Raw genomic sequence first — 21,414 nt, forward strand, 5'->3', positions numbered from 1 at the left:
TTTCTCAGTTGCAATTGCACATGCAAATCAGTCGCAAAAACAAACGCCTTTTTCGCGGCAGGGCGCCGGTTTTGTCGGCAAACACCAGGCAAGTCGAAGGTGTGGTTGCTGCCTCCCTCTGGTGCTTCCCATGCAGGGCAGAGATGAGGCATGACCCCGACGTTACAATATGCCGCTATCCGAGCAACCGCTCTTCGAGACGGCGTATGGTCTCGGGCGATACGCCAGCCCAGAGAAGGTAATCGCTGGCAGATCGATATTCCTCTTCGATGAAAGCGATCGTCGCGGCCATGGTGGCCGGCTCGCAGGCAAGCAACGGGCGGAACTTATCAATATCGCCGCCCTGCGCCAACGCATTGGCAAGGATCTCTTCGACCATGGGAGCGATCATACGGCCCGTCAACGCATAATCTTCGAGAATCTCCGCTGTGTCGACGCCGGCGGTCGCCAGCAGAAGGGCGGCGATGATCCCGGTTCGGTCCTTGCCGGCCGTACAATGGAAGAGGACGGTATCCTCATCCCCCTCCGCGATCAGCGATATGACCTTGGCGATCGCCTGCCGGCGCTCGCGCAGGGCCTGAATATAGAGATCGAGCAGGGTGTCGGTACCCGGCTTGTAGCTCGGAGCCAGCGTATCGAAGAGTGAGATGTTGTGATAGCGAACCGCCTCGTTGCGGCTGAATGGATTGGGCTGGTGCTCAAGCTCTGTCGCGTTGCGCAGGTCGATCACGACACGCACACCTTCACCGACGAGGGACGCCATGCCCTCTTCATCCAGACGATGCAGCCCATCGGCGCGGAGCACCCGGCGCCAGAGCGTCGTTTTGGTACCGGCCCGGTAGCCGCCGAGATCGCGGACATTATAGGTGCTATTGATCGGCAGATGGCGCGACTTTTCTGAAGTCATCAACGTATTCCCGATTTCATAAAGGAAGAAACGACGTGTCTTTGCAGGATGATGTAGAGGATGAAGATCGGAAGGCTAGCCATGGTCGCCGCCGCCATAAGCGGCCCCCATAGCGTGCCTTCCGAAGTCATGAACATCTGAATGCCGATCTGGATCACGCTGTTTTCGGGCGTGCGCGTCAGGAGAAGCGGCCAGAAATACTCATTCCAGGTCGAAATGAAGATCAGGATGGCAAGAGAGACGATCGTGCCGCGCAGATTGGGCGTGATCACCTCCCAGAGTGTGCGCCAGCTGCCGGCGCCATCCATGCGGGCTGCCTCCAGCACCTCGTTTGGAAAGCTGCGCATGGTCTGCAGAAGGAGCAATATGGCAAGCGCCGATGCGAAGTGCGGCAGGATCAACGCCGTGACGCTGTCGAGCAGGCCAAGGTTGGCGACCATGAGATAATTCGGGATCATCACCACTTGCAGCGGTACAAGCCATGTCAAGGCAACTAGGGCATGGGCGATCCTGTCGCCAGGGAAACGCCAGCGCGCGAAGGCATAGGCTGCGAGCAATCCTGTGAGCAGCTGTATGACGGTGACAATGGCCGAGACGATCAGCGTATTGATCAGCATCCGTCCGATCGGGATAGCATTGAGTGCGTAGACATAATTGTCGAGCGAAGCCGCCGTCGGCCAAATACTCTTCTCGAAGACACGGTTCGCCGGCCGCAGCGACGTAACGATCATCCAGTAAACGGGAAACAGACAGAAGAGCGACAGGATTGCCATCACCGCATGGCCGGCGGCTTTCTCGATCCCAAGAATGGCGTTGCCGCGCCGCGGCGGTCGCGTAAGGCTATCAGTTGTCATAGAAGGAAAACCTGTCGATCAGTCGGAACAGAAAATAGGCGAGCACGCCGAAGCTGATGAAGAGGACCACGGCTGCCGCAGAACTCCAACCGACCGAAAGGCTGGAAAAGCCGAAGTCCCAAAGGAGATAATAGATGTTCGTCGTTGCCCCGAGCGGACCGCCGCCGGTCAGCACATTGATGTAAGAAAAGCTCCATTGCGCCCCGAGCAGAATTGTCATCATCACCAAGAACAAGAGGGTTGAGCTCAGGAGCGGTAGCCGGATGTCGCGGACGATATCCCAGCGATTGGCGCCGTCCATGCGCGCGGCTTCGATCAGGGATGGGTTGATGTTGGCATTGGCGGCCGAAAGGATCAGCGTCGAAAAACCGATCAGCTTCCATCCGGTCAGCACCGTGATCGTCCAGATGGCAATTTTCGGATCCTGCAGGAAGCGCGGGGCGAAAAATCCCAAAGACTTCAGGGCCATGGCGACCATGCCGTGGCCTGGATCAAGCAACCAGCGCCATAACACTGCCGCGACCACAGGGGCGACGATCATAGGTACGAAGATCATCGCGCGGTAGATATTGCGAGCGCGCGAAGGCAGATCGGCCGTAAAAATGGCAATCGCCAACGGTAACAGGACGGCGAGCGGCAACAGGCCGATCACATAGATCCCGGTATTGCGCAGCGCCTGCCAGAACTTCGGAAGCGAGAAGATGTTGATGTAATTGGTCCAGCCGACGAATGTTATCGGTGAGGTCGCCAGCATGTTCCATTCGTAGAAGCTTAGCCGAAAGGCATCGATCAGCGGCCAGTAGATCCAGAGCAGAAAGGTTGCGATAGCCGGCGACAGATAGAGCCACGGGAGATGGGTCTGCTTAAGGATGCGGCGTCGCGGTCGCGCGGATGCGGCCGGCGATGTGGGGGAGGCGGTTAGAGTGGTCATGATGCGCTTGCCTGCCTCGTCTCTTGTGACGCGTCGGTGCCGGTTCCAGACTATCGGACGGTTTTGCGAGCCCTCCTCCCGCCAGCATGCGGGAGAGGAGGGCGTGTCATCAGCTCAGTTTGTACTCGCCGGCATCAGAGCCTGGGCGGTATCCTGTGCTGCCTTCATTGCAGCAGTCGGATCTCCACCTCCGAACACCGCCTGCTCGGCACCGTCCATCATCGCTTTGGCGATCTGCCGATAGTTGGGACCGGGGAAGGATTTCCAGGGTTCCAGCACATCCAATTGCTTCAGATTGGGCTGGACGAGGGGATGTTCCTTTACCCAGTTGCCGAGATATTGCGGATCGTCGACGATATCGGTGCGCAGCGGCAGATAGCCGATTTCCGATGTGATGACCGTATAGGCATGCTTCGATGTCATGAACTTCATGAGCTCCCAGGCGGCCCGCTGCTTGAGCGGATCGGCACTCATGATGACCAATGCGCTGCCGGAATTGTTCGGCCGGACCGGCTTTTCGCCGAAACGCGGCATCGTCGTGGCGCGCAGGTCGAAATTGCCGGTAGCGCCCTTGACCAGATAGGCCTGGATGGCGGAGGTCTGCAGATACATGCCGACCGTTCCGGCCGCCATGCCGTCCATGGCGGCATTAATGTCGAGATTGGTGTAGACGCCTGACGTGTAGAGGTCGTGCAGCATCGATACCGCTTCGACGGCCGCCGGCTCCGCGAAAACCAGCCTCTTGCGGTCCGCTGAAAGAACGTCACCGTTGTTGGAACGGATCAGGCCCTGGAACAGCCAGTCGCCCGCCGATGGTCCGAAAATGCCGGTGGCAAGACCATCCTGCCCAGTCTTGTCGACAATCGCCTTTGCCGCGACTTTCACCTCCGCCCAGGTCTGCGGCGGATGGTCGGGATCAAGACCCGCCTTGCGGAACAGGTCGGCATTGTAGAAAAGGACCGGCGTCGAGAAAGTATAGGCAAGGCCATAGGTCTTGCCGTTATAGACGCCGAGTTTCAGCCCCTTCGGCGACATGCCTTCGAAATGCGAGGACAGTTCCTCGGCTGGCACCGTATCCTCAAGTGCGACCGCGCCGAGGTTGTTGACGAAGAAATCGAGGTCGGAAAACACCATCTGGGCGATATCCGGTCCATGCCCTGCGGCGACGTCAGCCTGGATGCGCGTGCTGATGTCGGAAGAGGGCACGCCGATGCCGTTGACCTTGACGTTCGGATTGGCGGCTTCGAATTCGGCGATCAGACGCTTGGTCGCGGCCGCGCCGTTGCCTGTCGAGGCAAGGTTGTAGTTATAATAGTTGATGGTGACGGGCGTATCGACCTTGGCGGGAATCTGGCCCGCGAACGCTACCGATGCAAGCATCGCGAAAGCGATGCCGGCGCCAAGAAAAGCTCTGCGTTTCATCTTTTAAATCTCCCGGTCATTCCGCAGCGGCAAGTGCTGCCTGTTCTTCGTACCGTTTGATGAGTTCGCCCATCATGGCGAAGGTGAAGCTATGCAGTTCCCGCCGCTCGGAGGGCTGCGGCACGAAGGAAACCGTCAGGCCGGAGGGGCGTAGAGTGCCGACTGCGAACGAGGCGCCCGACAGCATGCGGATGCCCTCATTCAGGTAAAGCACGTCGGTTGCCGCGTGCTGGCCGACGCCGATGATCACCGGAATGCCGTACCAGTTGCTGACGCGGTCGAAATGGATGTGGCCGGAAAGGATACCGATGACGTTGTGGCCTTCGACAAGGGTGCGCAGTCTTTCTGTGTCGGCGATTGCCAGTGCTTCCCACTCAAGATCCGGATTTGGGTCCAGCGCCGGCGCATGATGCATGACAAGGAGCTTCGGCAGGGCAGGGTGGTTGGCAAGCTCACCTTCCAGCCAGGTGAACTGCGAGGCTTCGAAGCTGCCGCCGATCTTGAAGGGATGACTGGAATCGAGAACGATGATGTGGATACCATCGATGACGGCCGCATGATCGTAGGGAGCCTTCAGCTCATCGGCGCGATCGGTCATCGCCTTGTAGAAACCGTCACGCTTGTCGTGGTTGCCGAGCGCGTAAAGCACCGGGATACCGAGATCTGCCTCCGCCATGATGCGCTTCAGCTCTTCATAGGAGCCGACATCGCCGCGATTGGTGAGGTCACCGCTTGCAACAACGAAGCTTGGTGTCGGTACCACTCTTTTGACGTCGGCCAGGATGGCGGCCAGCGTCTTCGATGTATCCGAATAAAGGTGATCATCTGTGACCGTTGGGTCGGAGATGTGCAAGTCGGTAAGATGAACGAAGGTCGTATGGGCCGTCATGGCGTCGTTTCCTGTGCGTGGTGCGCTTTCCGGGGGATGCCTTGCAAAGGCACTTGCTTGTGTGACGACACATCGATACACAGGCGACATGACAGGTGAATGAAGGTTCATTCAGAATGGAATTGGATCCAGCCCGACGCGAACGTATCCTCGATGCGGCCGCCAAATTGATCGTTGCAAACGGTCTGCAATGCTCGATGGCAGCGATCGCCGAAGCAGCCGGCGTGGCGACCGGCTCGATCTACAATTATTTCAGGTCGAAGGACGATCTCATCCGCGGGGTCTATGCGCAGCTGGCCTCGACCATTGCAGCGCATCTCATCCCTTCGCTCACCGCCCCTGGCGGCCCTCGCGACCAGATTATCCGTTACATATACGACTATATCGACTTCATATGGCAGGATCGGCAGCGAGCCCTCCTGTTCGAATATCTTTCCAATGTACCGTTGATTTCCGGCGAGGAAATGAATGCGATCTTCGGCGAGGTAACACGCTATTCCGTTGGTCTGATGGGCGCGGCCAAGGAAGCCGGTCTGCTGCAGGATCTGCCGCCTTCAACGATGTCTGGCTATATCGGCGGCGGCATCCGCAATACGCTGAAGTGGCGCCGCTTCAATCCTGCGCCTCTCTCAGACGGGGAACGCGATGCGATCGCCTTGATGTCCTGGAACGCCATCGCGGCCCTGCCTGCAAGAGCGATGAGTTCTGCAGGTCATGATTGAACGGAAGCCCAGCTGTCAGTGTCGTCAGCCTGTCTGACGCGGCAGCTGGGCTGACCCTGCGTCGGCCGCTATTTCACCGCAGCATTGCCGCCATCGGCAAAGAGCGCCGATCCGGTAACAAAGCTCGCCATGGGGCTGGCAAGGAAGAGGGCGGCCGAGGCAATTTCCTCAGGTTGGGCGATCCGCTTCATTGCATGCAGGCCGGCCGCCCAGTCTTTCTGGCTTTGATCGCCCGCCATGTCGGTATCCACGCCGCCCGGCAGGAGTGCATTGGCCCGGATACCTTGAGCCGAGTAGTCGGCAGTAATGCCCTTTACCAAACCCATCAATCCGGCCTTGGAAGCGCCGTAGGCTGCCATGCCGGGGATGCCAACACTGGTTCCGACGAAAGTGGAGGTGAAGACGATCGAGCCGCCGCCACGGGAGAGCATCGCCGGAATCTGGCTGCGCGCGCCGAGATAGGCAGAAGTCAGGTTGGTGGTCAGCGTATTCTGCCAGTCCTCAGGCGCAATCTCGGCCAGCGGCTTCATTGCGCCGACCGTGCCCGCATTGTTGACGGCGATGTCTAGGCCGCCGAATTCGCTGATGGCGGCCTCAACGGCCCGTTCATGACTATCGGGCAGGCCGACATCGCCGGCGACAATGATCGCCCTGCCGCCTTTGCCGCGGATCTCGCCCGCCACCTCCTCGAGCTGCGTCGGGCGCCGAGCCGTCAGGACAATTGCTGCACCCTGCTCGGCAAACATCAGTGCGATGGCGCGGCCTATTCCCATTGATGCGCCGGTCACGATTGCGACTTTGTGTTCCAGTAGAGCCATATGGAGAACATCCTTCTGTTGTCGTTCCGGATGGCACCCTATTCAGGCAGGCTCGCGTAACCACCCGCTTCTTGCGCGGGATGGACGGAGCGGATCGATTCCTGTTCCTGGGCAGGAAAACCCCACGGCATTTCGATCGTCAGCTGTCGTCTACTACTGTCTGGTGAGATGTCAGGCTGCGTCCTTCATGATGATCGGGACGCGTGTTGAGTAGCTCTTCAGAGCTTCAGCGAGCGGGGACAAGAGGTTCAGGGTCGCCGCTCAAAACGAAGTGATATCCCACAAAAAGCCAGCAATGGCAGGGATTTCCCGCGAAAGACGGCCTGATGCAAGATCTCGCCTTGCAAAGACGGCAAGTCACGGTTATGTCGCAATGGTAAATCAAACCCTGCAAGCCTCCAATTCCAGCTGATCCTTCGTCGACAACGCTGCGTCAGTGAGCACACATCCGGACAATATGGCTAAACAGACCAAACCCTTCATTCTCGAAATCAAGAGCTCTCGTCGAACCAAAGCGAAACCGATCGAACAGAAGAAATCGATTTGGGGTGCATTCGCTTCCGAGCTGAAACAGGATTTAGCGGATGGGGAAGTGCCTTCGATACAGGTGGTCGCCAGCGAACATTGTCCGGCACCGGCTGATACGGACCTTAGCGTCGCCATTGAACAGGATGAAACTGAAGACCTGCCTGTTACCTCAGGATTTTTCGAGAAATGGGCTGGAAGAAGGGCTGATAAGCCTAAGGCTGGTACGGCTGATATCGTCGCGACGTTTCTTGCGCGGATCGAAAAGCAAAAGGAGCTGCTTTCCGAATTCGAGGTTGACCCTGCAGGATTTACGAACTGGCGTTCCGCCTGGTTTCGCAAGGTTGCCGGTGGTTTCGGCGTCAGCATCGGTCACGATCGAGTCGATGCCGGCGATGGGCTGCGTTATGTCGTTGTCGACAGCCTCCGGGAGGTCCACGAGTTTCTCGAGGATCTCGGCGAGCATGTTCGAACCGACGAGATTTTCCAGCGCGCCTTGAAAGCGAACCACAAGCTGCGATCCAATCGCAGGACCGGAGCCTCGGCATCTTGATCTAAATTCAGCTCATTTCTGTGTGATAGGGCAGGCCAGCATGTTCGGTTCTGCCCTATAGAACATATCCCGGCCAAGGCTTGTTGCTAATGAGGCCAGCTCTCCAGAGTGCGGACGAATTCGGTCAGCCAGGAATTCGTCTGGTGGCCGTCGAGTGAGCGGTGATCGATCGTCAGAGATATATAAGCCATCGGTCGGATCTGGATGGCGTCGACCCCATCAACTTCTCTGACGACGACGCGCTTTTCCAGCTTGCCGACCCCGAGAATGGCCGATTGTGGCTGGTTGATGATGATGGGGGATGCCAGCAGCGATCCGGAAACCCCGTGATTGGAAATTGTGAAGGTTCCGTCCTTCAAATCGTCATTCTTGAGCGCATTGGATCGTGCCCGACTTGTCAGGTCCTGCAAATCGGCCGCAATTTCCTCAAGCGACAGGGCCTGGGCCTGCCGGATCACCGGCGCCACCAGGCCTTTGTCGCCCAGTGCGATCCCGATGCCAATATTGACGTCCTCGAAGATTTCGAGACTTTCGTCGTGCCACTGGCTGTTTACCTCGGGCACCACTCTCATTGCCGCGACGGAGGCTGCGACGAAGTATGCGGTGTATGAGAGGCTTATGCCCTGAGATTTCAGGCGCTCCTTGTGGGTCGCCCGATGGCGCATGATCGCCGTGAAGTCTGCCTCGAAGATCGCCGTGACTTGCGGGGCTGTCGCAAGGGACTGCGCCATGTGTTTAGCGATTGAGAGGCGCATGGCGGAATGCGGCACGATCCGGGAGCGACCGTCGGTCGACGCCGGTGAGGACTTAACCGTCATGGCACTACGTTCCGCGACAACCGGTTGAGGTTGCGGTTGTGAGAGGACTGCCGTGTCCGCCCTATGCGCGTTTTCCATGTCGGCGCGCGTCACGCGCCCGCCCTTGCCACTACCCATAAGCGTGGCCGGATCGATCCCATATTCCATGGCGGCCCGACGCACTGCGGGCGAATAATACGGGGTGTTGGCTACCGTCAGCCCAGGCTGCACCTGCGTCGGGGCAATCGACGCTTCGGCTGTCGTGCCATTGGCGGGAACGATCATGCGTCCAAGCATCGCCCCGGGCATTGCATCGTCGCCGTCGGCCATCGCGATTTCGCTCAGGATACCGTCGCAAGGCGCTGATATTTCCTGCGTCACCTTGTCGGTTTCGAGCTCGACGAGTGCATCACCTTCTTTGACATGATCGCCGATCTGCTTCAGCCAGTTCCGGACGATGGCCTTCGTGCCTTCCTGCTCGATGGGAGCCGTGATTTCAATCGAATTGGCCATTCTCAAAACTCCAGCAATTCGGCAATGCGCTTGGCGATCCGCTCCGTCGACGGCACGGCCCAATCGAGAAGAACAGGATTATGCGGGCTTGGAATATCCGGCATGGTCAGGCGAGAGACCGGGGCGTCGAGATCCATGAAGGCCTTGTCGGCAATGACGGCGGAGATTTCGGCGCCAAATCCGCCGGTTCCGAGGTCCTCGTGAACGATGAGGCATCGATGGGTCTTGGCGACGGAGGCAAGCACGGCCTCTTGATCCCAGGGCATCAATGTTCGGAGGTCGATAATATCGGCAGATATGCCCTCGGCCGCCTCCTCGCATCGCTGCACCATGGCACCCCAGGTCACGATCGTGATGTCATTGCCGGTGCGGGTGAGACTTGCCTTGCCGAAAGGCAGCGCGAAATCGTCACCTGGATAGGGGCGGCGCGCCCAGGCATGGTCAAGCATTGCTCGGTGCTCGAAGAATATAACGGGATCGTTGCCGCGGATCGAGGTCCGCAGCAGGCCGACGGCATCTGTCGCATTGGATGGAACCGCCACCTTCCAGCCGGGCTGATGGACGAAAGCCACTTCGTTGGTCTGGCTATGCCAGGGATCGCCGCATTTGAAGAATCCACCCGGCATGCGGACCACGACTGGTGCTGCGAAGCGGTTGCTGGTGCGCCAGCGAATGGTGCCGCAATCGTTCAGTTGCTCGGTAGCCGGCTCGGCATATTTGCGAAACTGGATTTCGGGAACCGGCACGAGCCCGGCGAGCGCCATACCGACAGCCCGGCCGATAATTCCCTCTTCGGAAAGAGACGTGTCGAACACCCGCTCGTCACCGAATTTTTCCTGCATTCCGAGCGTCACGGCATGGACCCCGCCCTTAGGGCCGACATCCTCGCCGAAGATCACCACCCGCTCGTTGATCGACATCTCGTGTTCGAGGGTCTTGCGGATGGCGGTGACCATGTTGATGCGGACACCGGATGTCTCGGCGTCCGTCGTTGTCGCCAGTTGCACATACCCCATCGGATACTGGCCGCCCATCACCTGCATTTCGCCATCGAAGAAGACATGGCGGGTTACCGATGAGGGATCGGCAACCGGTCTTTGTTCAGCTGCGGCGCGAGCGCTTTCGGCCATCTGTCGTGCGTCGCTTTCGCAAGCGCTCCATTCTTCCGTCGTCATGACCGCCGGGACAAGGAAATCTCTCAGTCGCGGCAGTGGATCGCGCTCCCATTCACGCCTGACCGTCTCCTCACTTTTGTAGGTCTGCGTATCCTGAAAGCTGTGGCCTTCAAGGCGCGGAACCGTCAGCCTCAGCAGAGCGGGCTTGCGCTCCTCCCGGACAAAGGAGACCGCGTCCTGTATGAGGTTTGCTGCCTCAGCCGGATCGCACCCGTCGCCATCAAAAACCGCGAGGTTCTTCCAGCTCGCAAGATTGGCGGCGATATTGCCGCCGGGCGTTTGGATTGTCGAAGGGACTGAGATGCCAAAGCCATTGTCCTCGATATAGAACAGCATCGGCAATGCTTGTGTCGTTGCGGCGGTGAGCGCCGCCCAGAAGCCGTTGGAGGCAACCGAGCCGTCGCCGCCAAGGACGACGCCAATATCCTTGGAATAGTCGCCACGACCCAACGTCGTCGCGTAATATTTCATCGCCTGTGCCCAGCCGGCGGTCGGCGTATATTGAGCGCCAACGCCACCACACATGGGCAGAGCGGACGCACCGGCGCGGTTCGGATAGTTGAAGACGACACCGATGTCGCGTCCGTCGGAATAGCCGCCGGCTCGGCCCATGGCGGAGCCGAGCGCATCGGCCGGATCAACGCCAAGTGAAAGCAGAAGCGGCCGCGAGCGATAGTAGCCGCAAGTGGCATCGTGCAGACCGGTAAGCTGCGTCCCCAAAAGGATCTGCGCCAAATCGTGACCGCGCGCGGAAAACTGATAGAGAACCTTCTTTTCCGGAACGAGCCGCTTTTCCTCCATCTCATCGAGTGCCCGGGACAGTTGGACGAGATAGGCGACCTTGCGCCAATCGATGCGATCGTCTGGTGCGTTCCTCTCATGCTTCCTGACGGCTAGCTGGGCCATGTGATCCTCCTCCAAATGGCCCAATGATTCTAATTCAAACCCTCGCGCTATTCCTTTCAATCTTTCTGTTTTCGGGATAGAGTTTGAAATCCATGTTTCATAAATGGCGATTTTTTGAATGGAAGATTTCGATCTCGATCATGTCGACAGGGCGATTCTGCGCGTGCTGCAGGAAGATGGCGATATCAGCCAGGCGGCACTTGCCGAAAAGGTCGGCGCATCGCCTGCCTCCTGTTGGAGAAGAATAAAGGCGCTGGAAAGTGCCGGCGTGCTGGGCCGGACGGTTCGTCTCGTCGACGCCGACAAGATCGGCAAGGGGTTGAACGTCTTCTGCCAGGTCAAGATGAAGACACATGACCCTGCGACCCGTCGCGATTTCGAGCAGTTCATAGCGAGCTATCGCGAAGTTCTTGAATGCTATTCCATGTCCGGTGAATGGGACTATCTTATCCGCGCTGTCGTGGCTGATGTCAGGGAATATGAAGGGCTTTTGATGCGGGGCATCCTGACGCATGAAGCGGTCCTCAGTTCCTCGTCGCACTTCTCATTGAAATGCGTGAAATATACGACGGCCTTGCCGACGAATGCGTCGCGATAGTAGGCGTATCTTCCTTTGGCACTTGCTTGCCTTGAACAGGACTGCCGACCCAAGCTAATAGACCTGCAGTTTGCAGATGCGGAGCAGAGCTCGATTGTCACCTGATAATGTGAAACCCGGAGATGGTCTGAACGAGGCGGTTGAAGCGCTCCTCGTCGATCTGCCCATCAAGGCGGCGAGTTTCATCGTCACGATCTATGGCGACGTCGTCGAGCCGCGGGGAGGGGTGGTCTGGATCGGCAACCTCATCGAGGCCTGCAAAAGCGTCGGTATTACGGAAACGCTGGTGCGGACTGCAGTCTCGCGCTTGGTCACGGCGGGCCGGCTTGTGGGCGAACGGGAAGGGCGCCGCAGCTTCTACCGGCTGACGGAGACGGCACAAGCCGAGTTCTCGCAAGCCGCCAGCCTGTTCTACGGGCCTGAGCCGCAGGTCAGATGGCAATTCGTCCTTATCAATGGTCCTGCTCCCGAGGAGATCATGCAGGGTCTGGAGCGGGATGGCTTTGCGAGATTGAATCCGCGCCTGGCGGTCGGAACGCATCCGGCGCCGCCTTTGCCGGGGCGCGTCGTGGTCTTCGATGCCCAGCTAGCAACCGAGAACGGCGCCTTGAGGGAATTCGCCGAAGAGGCCTGGAACCTGCCGCGCTTTGCCGAAGCCTATCATGACTTCCTGCGTCGCTTCGGGTCGTTTTCCCAAAGTGTCGCGGATTGTGCAGTCCTCTCATCCTTCGATTGCCTGATCGCACGGCTGCTCCTCGTTCATCAGTACCGCCTGATCATGCTGCGCGAGCCGCATCTTCCCAAATCGGCTTTGCCGGAGGGTTGGCCGGGCGACGAGGCGCGACACCTATTTGCCGATCTCTATTTGCGCCTCTCCCAAAAGGCCGAGGGCTATGTCGGCCGCTATTTCGTCAATGATGCCGGCACCCTTCAGGAGACGACCTCTGCCAGCCAAGCAAGGCTCAGTCGCCTCGAGTTTCGCTGAAAGCTCAATCTGTTCAATCATATAGCGATGCTGTCGCCGTTGACGTCGGCCCAGGCACCTCAAATGTCACAAAAATTTCTGAAATTTGATTTGAATTGTGACATATCGCATGCTAATACAATGACCGATCGGTCGGTTAATTCGATGACTGACGATGTGAGGTTTCGTGGAGGAGAACGAAAAACAGGCCTATACTGTTGGTAGCGTGAAGCGTCGGCCTTGCCGGCAAGCCTCAGGACAACCGTAGGCCTGCGATCATTCTCAAGCGCGCTCGACGCGCGAAGACGGAGGAAAGATCAATGTACGCACAGATGGTGAAAACCGACGGCACCCGCATCCGTTCCCTCGACGAGATGGATCCTCAGGAGCGCGCTTTTCAGGAACGCGTCGATGCCGGACAGAAGATCGAGCCGAAGGAATGGATGCCGGAAGGCTATCGCAAGACCTTGATCCGCCAGATCAGCCAGCACGCCCATTCCGAAATCGTCGGCCAGCTTCCCGAAGGCAACTGGATTACGCGCGCTCCGACACTGGAGCGCAAGGCGATCCTGCTTGCCAAGGTTCAGGACGAGGCGGGCCACGGTCTCTATCTCTACTGCGCCGCCGAAACGCTCGGCATCAGCCGCGACGAGATGTATGAGCAGCTCCATTCCGGCAAGGCCAAATATTCCTCGATCTTCAACTATCCGACGCTGACCTGGGCCGACATCGGTGCGATCGGCTGGCTGGTGGATGGCGCTGCTATCATGAACCAGGTCCCGCTGCAGCGCTGTTCCTACGGTCCCTATTCGCGGGCGATGATCCGGATCTGTAAGGAGGAGAGCTTCCATCAGCGCCAGGGCTTCGATGTCCTGATGAAGATGGCGAGGCTGGGTACTCCGGCACAGAAAGCCATGGTGCAGGATGCGCTGAACCGCTGGTGGTGGCCGTCGCTGATGATGTTCGGCCCTTCGGACGATGCCTCCGTGCATTCGGCCCAGTCGATGGCCTGGAAGATCAAGCAGAATTCCAATGACGAACTGCGTCAGAAGTTCGTCGACCAGACCGTGCCGCAGGCCGAATATCTCGGCCTGACCGTCCCCGATCCCGATCTGAAGTGGAACGATACGAAAGGCGGCTATGATTTCGGCGAGCCGGACTGGGAAGAGTTCTTCAACGTGATCGCCGGCAACGGCCCGTGCAATGCGGAGCGGCTGAATGCCCGCAAGCAAGCATGGGATGATGGTGCGTGGTTCCGCGACGGCTTGACGGCGCATGCCGAGAAAGCGGCCGAGCGCCGTGCCGCCGCCAGGATCGCCGCCGAATAAGGCGGGTCGAATTTTCAGGGAGTGAAAAACATGTCCAGCGAATGGCCGCTTTGGGAAGTCTTCATCCGTGGTCAGCATGGCCTCAACCATCGCCATGTCGGCAGCCTGCATGCGCCCGATGCCGAAATGGCGATCAACAATGCGCGCGATGTTTATMCCCGCCGCAACGAAGGCGTCAGCATCTGGGTGGTGCGCTCGTCCGAGATCACCGCCAGTGCGCCTTCGGAGAAAGGGCCGCTGTTTGATCACTCCAATTCCAAGGTCTATCGTCATCCGACCTTCTTCGACATCCCCGATGAAGTGGGGCATATGTGATGGCAACCGCTGCACTGGATCCGGCGGCCGACCAGGCCGCTCTCGTCGAATTCCTCCTGCGCATCGGCGATAACACGCTGATCCTCGGCCATCGCGTTTCCGAATGGTGTGGCCGCGGGCCGGCGCTGGAAGAGGATATTGCGCTCGCCAACACCGCACTCGACCTGATTGGCCAGACCCAACTCTGGCTCGGGCTCGCGGGCGAGGTGGAGGGCAACGGCCGCTCGGCCGATGATCTTGCCTATCTGCGCGACGGTTACGAGTTCCGCAATATCCTGCTGGTCGAACGCCCCAATGGCGATTTCGGCAAGACACTCATGCGGCAATTTCTCTTTGATGCCTGGCACTATTTGCTGCTGAGGGGGGTGAGAGGCTCAACCGACCGGCGCATTGCCGAGATCGCCGAGAAGGCTTTCAAGGAGGTTTGCTATCACCTCGATCGCAGCCGCGACCTGATCATCCGCCTTGGCGACGGCACGGCCGAAAGCCATCGCCGCATGCAGGAAGCCCTGGACGAACTTTGGCCGTTCACCGGTGAAATGTTCGTCGGCGATGCCGCCGATGCAGCGCTGGTGCAGGCCGGCGTGATCCCGGAGCCGCAAAGCCTCAAAGCCGGTTGGGACGAGATCGTCTCCGACACGCTGACGGAAGCGACGCTGAAACGTCCGGCGGATGGCTATATGCATAAGGGTGGCCGCCGTGGCGTTCATACCGAGCATCTGGGCTTCATCCTCACTGAGCTGCAATTCCTGCAGCGCGCCTATCCGGGCGCAACCTGGTAGGAGGCTGGCATGGCGACCGCACTCCACCCTCCGGTCGAAGAGATCTGGCATTGGCTATCGGAAGTGCCGGACCCGGAGATCCCGGTGATTTCGCTGACCGATCTCGGCATCATCCGCGATGTCGGCTGGCAGGAGGATACGCTTGTCGTCACGGTGACGCCGACCTATTCGGGCTGTCCTGCAACGACCGTGATCAATCTCGATATCGAACGCGCGCTCGCCGAGAAAGGCGTCGACCGGGTGCGGCTGGAGCGACGGCTGTCGCCGGCCTGGACGACGGATTGGATCAGTGCCGAGGGCCGCGAGAAACTACGCGCCTACGGCATCGCCCCACCGATCGACGGCACGGCTGCCGACGGCATCTTGATGAAGCGTGTCGACCGGCTCGCCGGCCGCTCGAACCTCACGATCGCCTGCCCGCGTTGCGGATCGGCAAATACGGAAAAGATCAGCCAGTTCGGCTCGACGCCCTGCAAGGCGAGCTATCGCTGTAGCGACTGTCTGGAACCTTTCGACTACTTCAAGTGCATTTGACCCCAACAGGACGAGGCCCGCATCCATGGCACGTTTCCATCCCCTGACCGTCACCGATGTACGCCGCGAGACGCGCGATGCGGTCGTCGTCACGCTTGCGCCGTCCGAGGAGGATCGGGCTGTCTTCGACTTCACGCAGGGGCAGTATCTGACCTTCCGCCGCAAGTTCGATGACGAGGAGCTGCGCCGTTCCTATTCGATCTGCGCCGGCAAGGATGAGGGCGTGTTGAAGGTCGGCATCAAGCGTGTCGATGGCGGCTGTTTCTCGACCTGGATCAACGAAAACCTGAAGGCAGGCGACACGCTGGAAGCCATGCCGCCGATGGGCGCCTTCTTCACCCCCATCGAACCTGACGTCCCAAGGCATTATCTCGGCTTTGCCGGCGGCAGCGGCATCACGCCGGTTCTCTCGATCATCAAGACGGTGCTGGCGCGCGAGCCCCACTCGGTTTTCACGCTGGTCTATGCCAATAGGCAGATCAGCTCGATCATGTTCCGCGAAGAGCTGGAGGATCTGAAGAACCTCTATCTCGGTCGCCTTTCGGTCCTGCACGTCCTTGAAAGCGAGGCGCAGGAAATCGATTTGTTCACCGGCCGGATCGACGCTGAAAAATGCAAGGCGCTCTTCAAGCACTGGATCGATCTGACGTCGGTCGCGACAGCCTTCATCTGCGGCCCCGAGCCGATGATGCTCGCAATCGCTGCGGCGCTGCGCGAGCACGGCATGCGGGACGACCAGATCAAGTTCGAGCTGTTTGCGTCCTCGCAGCCCGGCCGTGCACGCCGTAAAGTGGAGAGCGCCGCCGCGGCCGATCACGAAACGAGCTGCGAGGCAACCGTGACGCTCGACGGCGCGACGCGCGTCTTCAAGTTCCCAAAGCATGGCCAATGCCTGCTCGATGCCGCGCTCGAAAACGCGATGGATGTGCCCTATGCCTGCAAGGCCGGTGTCTGCTCCACCTGCCGCGCCAAGGTTCTCGAAGGCGAGGTCGAGATGGAGGTCAACCACGCGCTCGAAGACTACGAGGTGCGCCAGGGCTACGTGCTGACCTGTCAGTGCTATCCGCTCACCGACCGCATCGTTGTCAGCTACGACCAGTAGCGCCAAACCGCATCGAAGGGAGGAACGAAATGTCCGAGACGATGCCGATCGAGCAATATCTGCAGGAGGGCGGCGTGCTGTCCTCGCCCGACAATGTGCCCCCGCGCTATCGCGGCGAGTTGTTGCGGCTGATGGCAAGCTTCGTCGATAGCGAACTGGCCGGCTCCGCCGGCTTTGCCGATATCATCAACGACGCGCCCGGCATTCAGGAGCGGATTTCCGCAGCGCGCATCGTGCTGGAAAAGACCGACCACGCCGGACAGGTCCTGAAAATCATGGAGACCTTCGGCGTCGATGGCGGCCGCTATGCCATCCACCATCCCTGGGCGGCGCGGCTATCCCGTGACGCCGACATCGGCGCTGTGAGGCAAGGCGGTGACATGCGGCTTTCCGTTTTCCATTACCCGCTCGAGGGCTGGATGGATGCGGTCGTCATGAACGTTCTGATGGGGGCGGCCAGCACCGTACAGCTGAAAGAGTTGGGGCGTGTATCCTACCAGCCGTTGGCCGAGGTCTTTCGTACCATTCTGCCGCGCGAAAGACGGCACGCGGAACTCGGTGCTGCAGGTCTTGCCCGCATCATTGCCAATGACGAGGGACGGGTGAAGGCACGCGCTTCGGTCGCCTATTGGTATCCGCGCGTTGCGGAGAGTTTTGGCCATGCCGGTTCCGCCCGCTTCGAAACATTGTCGCGCTTCGGTCTGCGCCATCAACCCAATGAAACCCTGCTTGCCGTATGGCAGGCCGATGTCGATGCGCAACTCTCTGCGCTCGGATTGATTTAGGCGATCCCAGGAAAACCGCCTGGCGACCTCCATTCGGGATTGCCGGAAAATGAAGGAAGGAAACACGGATGAACATCATGGCAAACCAGCCGCGCCGGCTTGAGAGCTATGTCGGAGGCACTTGGGTCGCCGGTGCCAAGGAGGGCGTACCGCTGCTCGACGCCTCGACCGGTGCACCCGTTGCGTCAATCGATTCCTCCGGCATCGATTTCAAGCAGACACTGGCGCATGGTCGCGACAAGGGCGGTCCGGCGCTCAGACGCATGTCCTTCCATGAGCGCGCCGCAATGCTGAAGGCGCTCGGACAGGCTCTGCTCGAGAGGAAGGAAGAGTTCTATGCGCTCTCGACGGCAACGGGCGCCACGCGGGCCGATAGCTGGGTCGATATCGAAGGTGGCATCGGAACGCTGCTGTCCTACGCTTCCAAGGGCCGGCGCGAGCTGCCGAATGCGCGCGTGCTGCTCGATGGCGACGTGGAGCAGCTCTCCAAGGATCAGAGCTTTTCCGCGCAGCATATTCTAAGCCCGCTGCAGGGTGTTGCCGTTCACATCAACGCCTTCAACTTCCCCTGCTGGGGCATGCTGGAAAAGGTGGCGCCGACCTTGCTTGCCGGCGTTCCCGCCATTGTCAAGCCGGCGAGCCAGACCGCTTACCTCACCGAACTCATGGTTCGCCGCATCATCGAGACCGGCCTGCTGCCGGAAGGTGCGCTGCAGCTTGTCTGCGGTTCGGTCGGCGATCTCCTTGATCATGTCGAAGGCCAGGATGTCGTTACCTTCACCGGTTCCGCAGCGACCGGCCAGCGTCTCAAGACGCATAAGGCTATCATCGAAAACTCCGTTCGCTTCACCATGGAGGCAGATAGCCTCAATGCGGCCGTTCTTGGCCTTGATGCCGGCCCCGGCACGGAGGAGTTCGATCTCTTCGTCAAGGAAGTCGCCCGCGAGATGACCGTGAAGGCCGGTCAAAAATGCACGGCCATCCGCCGCGTCATTGCGCCGCGAGCCTATAGCGAAGCCCTTATTTCGGCCTTGAACGATCGTCTCGACAAGACCGCGATCGGCAATCCGGCCGACGAGACGGTTCGTATGGGGCCGCTCGCGAGCCTCGATCAACGCGAGGAAGTGCGTGCCCGCATCCGCGACATGGCCGTCGATGCCGAGATCGTCGGCGGCGATCCCGACAATCCAAGCGTCATGTCTGGCGACGCGAAGGCAGGTGCCTTTCTCAATCCGGTGCTCCTCTATTGCGACAAGCCGAGTGCCGCCCGTGCCATCCATGACGTCGAGGCCTTTGGCCCCGTCAGCACAGTGATGCCTTACGATACGGCGGAAGAGGCGGTCGATCTGGCCCGGCGTGGCAAGGGCAGCCTCGTTGCCTCCGTCTTCACCAATGACCCCGGTTTCGTCGAGGAGGTCGTTCTTGGTCTTGCGCCGTTCCATGGCCGTGTGATGATCGGCAACCGTGCAAGCGCCAAGAGCTCCACCGGGCATGGCTCTCCCTTGCCAGGCCTCGTCCACGGTGGCCCGGGCCGCGCAGGCGGCGGCGAGGAGCTTGGCGGTATCCGAGCCGTGAAGCACTATATGCAGCGCACGGCCGTCCAGGGCACACCGCGCCTGTTGTCGGCGATCACCGGTCGCTGGATGGAAGGGGCCGCCGCGCAGACCGGCAGTGAACATCCGTTCCGCAAGTCGCTCGCCGAACTCAAGATCGGCGATCAGCTCGTCACCGCTAAAAGGACGGTCACGCTCGACGATATCGAGCATTTCGCCAGCTTCACCGGCGACACCTTTTACGCCCATATGGATGAGGAAGCCGCAAAGGCCAATCCATTCTTCGACGGTCGTGTCGCCCACGGCTATCTCATCGTCTCTTTCGCCGCCGGCCTCTTCGTCGATCCGGCGCCAGGTCCGGTCCTTGCAAATTACGGCGTCGACAATTTGCGCTTCCTGACACCGGTCAATCCGGGTGATACGCTCCAGGTGCAGTTGACCTGCAAGGAGATCAATCCCCGTGCCAATGCCGAGCATGGCGAGGTGCGCTGGGATTGCAAGGTAACAAACCAGCTGGACGCCGTCGTCGCGCATTATGACGTTCTGACGATGGTGGCGAAAACGAGAGAGTGAGCGCATGACGACGATCGAGCAAGACCCGCATCGCCTGGAAATGACCGTACTGATGACGCCGGATATGGCGAATTTTAGCGGAAAGGTGCATGGCGGCGCCCTTTTGAATTTGCTCGATCGCGTCGCCTTTTCCTGTGCGTCGCGCTATTCCAAGCAATATGCGGTAACGCTCTCGGTCGATCAGGTGCTGTTCAAGGAGCCGATCAATGTCGGCGAACTCGTCACCTTCCGCGCTTCGATCAACGATACAGGTCGCACGTCGATGGAGGTCGGCATAAGGGTCGAGGCGGAAAATATCCGCTCCGGCGAGCGCCGCCACACGAACTCCTGCTATTTCACCATGGTTGCCGTCGATGAAGCTGGCCGCCCGGTCCGCGTGCCCGAATTGGTGCCGGCAACGCCGGTCGATATCCGTCGACACAAGGCCGCTCAGCTACGCCGCACCCTGCGTCGCGAATTCGCGCAACGGCTTGAATCAGTGGCCGAAACCGGTCGGGATGTGGAAGGTTTGGGAGGCGATTGAATGGCGCAGATCTATTCCTATGATGGCGTGATACCGGTCATTGACCCGGCCGCCTTCGTGCACCCGGCTGCAATCGTCATCGGCGATGTCATCATCGGTCCAGCCTGCTATGTCGGCCCGGGTGCTGTGCTGCGGGGCGATTTCGGGCGCATCGTGCTTGAGCGCGGCTCGAATGTGCAGGAGACCTGTGTCGTGCACAGTTTTCCGAACTTGGAAGTCACGATCGGGGAGGCGGGGCATATCGGTCATGGCGCGGTGCTGCACGGTTGCAAGATCGGCGCCAATGCGATGGTCGGCATGAACGCGGTCATCATGGATGAGGCCGTCATCGGTGAAAACGCCATCGTTGCAGCCATGGCCTTCGTTAAGGCCAGCGCGGAAATCCCGGCAAACAGCCTGGCGGTCGGCTCGCCAGCGCGTATCGTGCGAGAACTTACGGCAGAGGAAATCGCCTGGAAGCGCCAGGGTACCGCGATCTATCAGCGGTTGGCATTGGAAGCGAAGGAGAAGCTGGTGGCGGTTGAAGCACTGACCGCGCCCGAGCCGGACCGCCGCCGCATTCGCGCGCCGGAATATGATCCGCTTGTTCTCGAGAGAATGAAGCTCGGTGATTGATCCGCTCTGGAATCAAGGATTGAGCAAGATGTCGCCCGAAAACCGCGCACACTTTTCGGCATCATGCTCCGTCAACGGACGGCCTTGACCCCCTCGAGGATGAGGGTGGTGGCGATATCGGCATATTCGTCGCGGGTGATCGGCCCATTCGGTCGAAACCACATGTAGACCCAGTTCATCATTCCAAAGAGCGACATGGTGACCGGCATCAGCAACGGCCTGTTCTTGTTCAGATCTGGATTAAGGGCTTCGATGATGCCGGAGAAGCGTTTAACGATACGGCGTTCGATCATGCGTAATTCAGAGAGCTGCTCGGGCGATAGGGCATGGGTACCGTTCAACTGCACCTGATGCTCGTTGTCGGCGCCTTCATAGTTCTTCAACACGGCTTTCACCAGTAAGCCCAACCGTTCCTGCGGTGCGATATCGGTGCGATCCGCCGCCTCGATTGCACTTTCGAGCTCCGTCAGATGCGTCTGCACGATATCGAAAATCAGCGCGTCCTTGCCGGGGTAGTAGTGATAGAGCAGGGCCTTCGAGACATTGCTATGCGAGGCGATCATCGACATGGAGGCTTTCTCCATGCCGACCTCGGCGAAAACAGCCGCGGCGCTCGCCAGGATACCACGCTGCTTTTCCTCGAAATCAACTGCGCGCGTGCGTGCCATCTTGTCCTGCTCTGTTCATTCCCTACTGGCCATAACGGCCGCGGGCGGCCGATTCTTCCTAT

22 protein-coding genes are annotated in these 21,414 nt (G+C 59.7%); 13 read left to right on the forward strand and 9 right to left on the reverse strand.

Annotation, left to right across the window (positions count from 1 at the left end; all coding sequences use genetic code 11):
* Nucleotides 1-175: 175 nt before the first annotated feature.
* The 5 genes from QD461_RS16595 to QD461_RS16615 form a co-directional block, all read right to left on the reverse strand.
* The gene (locus QD461_RS16595) at nt 176-907 is read right to left on the reverse strand and encodes a tyrosine-protein phosphatase (protein ID WP_414088702.1); all 732 of its coding nucleotides are present in this window, start codon (nt 905-907) and stop codon (nt 176-178) included.
* Nucleotides 907-1,761, reverse strand: coding sequence for a carbohydrate ABC transporter permease (locus tag QD461_RS16600; RefSeq protein ID WP_414088703.1), 855 nt, complete (start codon nt 1,759-1,761; stop codon nt 907-909). The genes QD461_RS16595 and QD461_RS16600 overlap by 1 nt, the downstream gene beginning before the upstream one ends.
* A complete protein-coding gene (locus tag QD461_RS16605; protein WP_414088704.1) occupies nt 1,751-2,692 on the reverse strand; it encodes a carbohydrate ABC transporter permease in 942 nt (313 codons plus the stop codon). Before QD461_RS16605 ends, QD461_RS16600 begins: the two co-directional genes overlap by 11 nt.
* Nucleotides 2,693-2,806: 114 nt before the next feature.
* Nucleotides 2,807-4,114 (reverse strand): ABC transporter substrate-binding protein, encoded by a 1,308-nt coding sequence (locus tag QD461_RS16610; RefSeq protein WP_414088705.1) that lies wholly within the window; start codon nt 4,112-4,114, stop codon nt 2,807-2,809.
* 16 nt (nt 4,115-4,130) lie between these two features.
* A complete protein-coding gene (locus QD461_RS16615; protein ID WP_414088706.1) occupies nt 4,131-5,003 on the reverse strand; it encodes a metallophosphoesterase in 873 nt (290 codons plus the stop codon).
* A 116-nt stretch (nt 5,004-5,119) separates the two neighbouring features.
* Here QD461_RS16615 and QD461_RS16620 point away from each other — a divergent pair, with 116 nt between their 5' ends.
* Nucleotides 5,120-5,725, forward strand: a complete 606-nt coding sequence (locus QD461_RS16620) for a TetR/AcrR family transcriptional regulator (RefSeq protein WP_414088707.1) — start codon at nt 5,120-5,122, stop codon at nt 5,723-5,725.
* A 68-nt stretch (nt 5,726-5,793) separates the two neighbouring features.
* On the opposite strand, the gene QD461_RS16625 is transcribed toward QD461_RS16620, so the two are convergent.
* The gene (locus tag QD461_RS16625) at nt 5,794-6,543 is read right to left on the reverse strand and encodes an SDR family oxidoreductase (protein WP_414088708.1); all 750 of its coding nucleotides are present in this window, start codon (nt 6,541-6,543) and stop codon (nt 5,794-5,796) included.
* A gap of 592 nt (nt 6,544-7,135) precedes the next feature.
* Here QD461_RS16625 and QD461_RS16630 point away from each other — a divergent pair.
* Nucleotides 7,136-7,621, forward strand: a complete 486-nt coding sequence (locus QD461_RS16630; protein ID WP_414088709.1) for a hypothetical protein — start codon at nt 7,136-7,138, stop codon at nt 7,619-7,621.
* Nucleotides 7,622-7,707: 86 nt separating this feature from the next.
* Here the strand turns inward: QD461_RS16630 and QD461_RS16635 are convergent, their stop codons facing one another.
* The gene (locus QD461_RS16635) at nt 7,708-8,931 is read right to left on the reverse strand and encodes a dihydrolipoamide acetyltransferase family protein (RefSeq protein ID WP_414088710.1); all 1,224 of its coding nucleotides are present in this window, start codon (nt 8,929-8,931) and stop codon (nt 7,708-7,710) included.
* Nucleotides 8,932-8,933: 2 nt separating this feature from the next.
* The gene (locus tag QD461_RS16640) at nt 8,934-11,012 is read right to left on the reverse strand and encodes a transketolase C-terminal domain-containing protein (protein ID WP_414088711.1); all 2,079 of its coding nucleotides are present in this window, start codon (nt 11,010-11,012) and stop codon (nt 8,934-8,936) included.
* Nucleotides 11,013-11,130: 118 nt separating this feature from the next.
* Here QD461_RS16640 and QD461_RS16645 point away from each other — a divergent pair, with 118 nt between their 5' ends.
* The 11 genes from QD461_RS16645 (at nt 11,131) to QD461_RS16695 (ending at nt 20,684) form a co-directional block, all read left to right on the forward strand.
* Entirely contained in the window at nt 11,131-11,610 is a 480-nt protein-coding gene (locus QD461_RS16645; RefSeq protein WP_414088712.1) for an Lrp/AsnC family transcriptional regulator, read from the forward strand.
* A 94-nt stretch (nt 11,611-11,704) separates the two neighbouring features.
* Nucleotides 11,705-12,595: a PaaX family transcriptional regulator C-terminal domain-containing protein gene (locus tag QD461_RS16650; protein ID WP_414088713.1), complete on the forward strand. Its 891-nt coding sequence runs from the start codon at nt 11,705-11,707 to the stop codon at nt 12,593-12,595.
* A gap of 299 nt (nt 12,596-12,894) precedes the next feature.
* Complete coding sequence (gene paaA / locus QD461_RS16655; RefSeq protein ID WP_414088714.1) at nt 12,895-13,902, forward strand: 1,2-phenylacetyl-CoA epoxidase subunit PaaA; 1,008 nt, start codon at nt 12,895-12,897, stop codon at nt 13,900-13,902.
* A 30-nt stretch (nt 13,903-13,932) separates the two neighbouring features.
* Nucleotides 13,933-14,217, forward strand: coding sequence for a 1,2-phenylacetyl-CoA epoxidase subunit PaaB (gene paaB, locus QD461_RS16660; protein WP_414088715.1), 285 nt, complete (start codon nt 13,933-13,935; stop codon nt 14,215-14,217).
* Nucleotides 14,217-14,999, forward strand: coding sequence for a 1,2-phenylacetyl-CoA epoxidase subunit PaaC (gene paaC, locus QD461_RS16665; protein ID WP_414088716.1), 783 nt, complete (start codon nt 14,217-14,219; stop codon nt 14,997-14,999). Before paaB ends, paaC begins: the two co-directional genes overlap by 1 nt.
* 9 nt (nt 15,000-15,008) lie before the next feature.
* A complete protein-coding gene (paaD, locus tag QD461_RS16670) occupies nt 15,009-15,533 on the forward strand; it encodes a 1,2-phenylacetyl-CoA epoxidase subunit PaaD (protein WP_414088717.1) in 525 nt (174 codons plus the stop codon).
* A gap of 25 nt (nt 15,534-15,558) precedes the next feature.
* Entirely contained in the window at nt 15,559-16,635 is a 1,077-nt protein-coding gene (gene paaE, locus QD461_RS16675; RefSeq protein WP_414088718.1) for a 1,2-phenylacetyl-CoA epoxidase subunit PaaE, read from the forward strand.
* Nucleotides 16,636-16,664: 29 nt separating this feature from the next.
* Nucleotides 16,665-17,420, forward strand: a complete 756-nt coding sequence (locus QD461_RS16680) for a Phenylacetic acid catabolic protein (protein WP_414088719.1) — start codon at nt 16,665-16,667, stop codon at nt 17,418-17,420.
* A 68-nt stretch (nt 17,421-17,488) separates the two neighbouring features.
* Nucleotides 17,489-19,546, forward strand: a complete 2,058-nt coding sequence (paaZ, locus tag QD461_RS16685; RefSeq protein WP_414088720.1) for a phenylacetic acid degradation bifunctional protein PaaZ — start codon at nt 17,489-17,491, stop codon at nt 19,544-19,546.
* Nucleotides 19,547-19,550: 4 nt separating this feature from the next.
* The gene (locus QD461_RS16690; RefSeq protein WP_414088721.1) at nt 19,551-20,069 is read left to right on the forward strand and encodes an acyl-CoA thioesterase; all 519 of its coding nucleotides are present in this window, start codon (nt 19,551-19,553) and stop codon (nt 20,067-20,069) included.
* Nucleotides 20,070-20,684: a phenylacetic acid degradation protein PaaY gene (locus QD461_RS16695; protein WP_414088723.1), complete on the forward strand. Its 615-nt coding sequence runs from the start codon at nt 20,070-20,072 to the stop codon at nt 20,682-20,684.
* Between the two features lie 71 nt (nt 20,685-20,755).
* Here the strand turns inward: QD461_RS16695 and QD461_RS16700 are convergent, their stop codons facing one another.
* A complete protein-coding gene (locus tag QD461_RS16700; protein ID WP_184706207.1) occupies nt 20,756-21,352 on the reverse strand; it encodes a TetR/AcrR family transcriptional regulator in 597 nt (198 codons plus the stop codon).
* Nucleotides 21,353-21,414: the final 62 nt, after the last annotated feature.

Source organism: Rhizobium sp. BR 314 (genome assembly GCF_047445805.1).
Taxonomy (GTDB): Bacteria; Pseudomonadota; Alphaproteobacteria; order Rhizobiales; family Rhizobiaceae; genus Rhizobium; species Rhizobium lusitanum_B.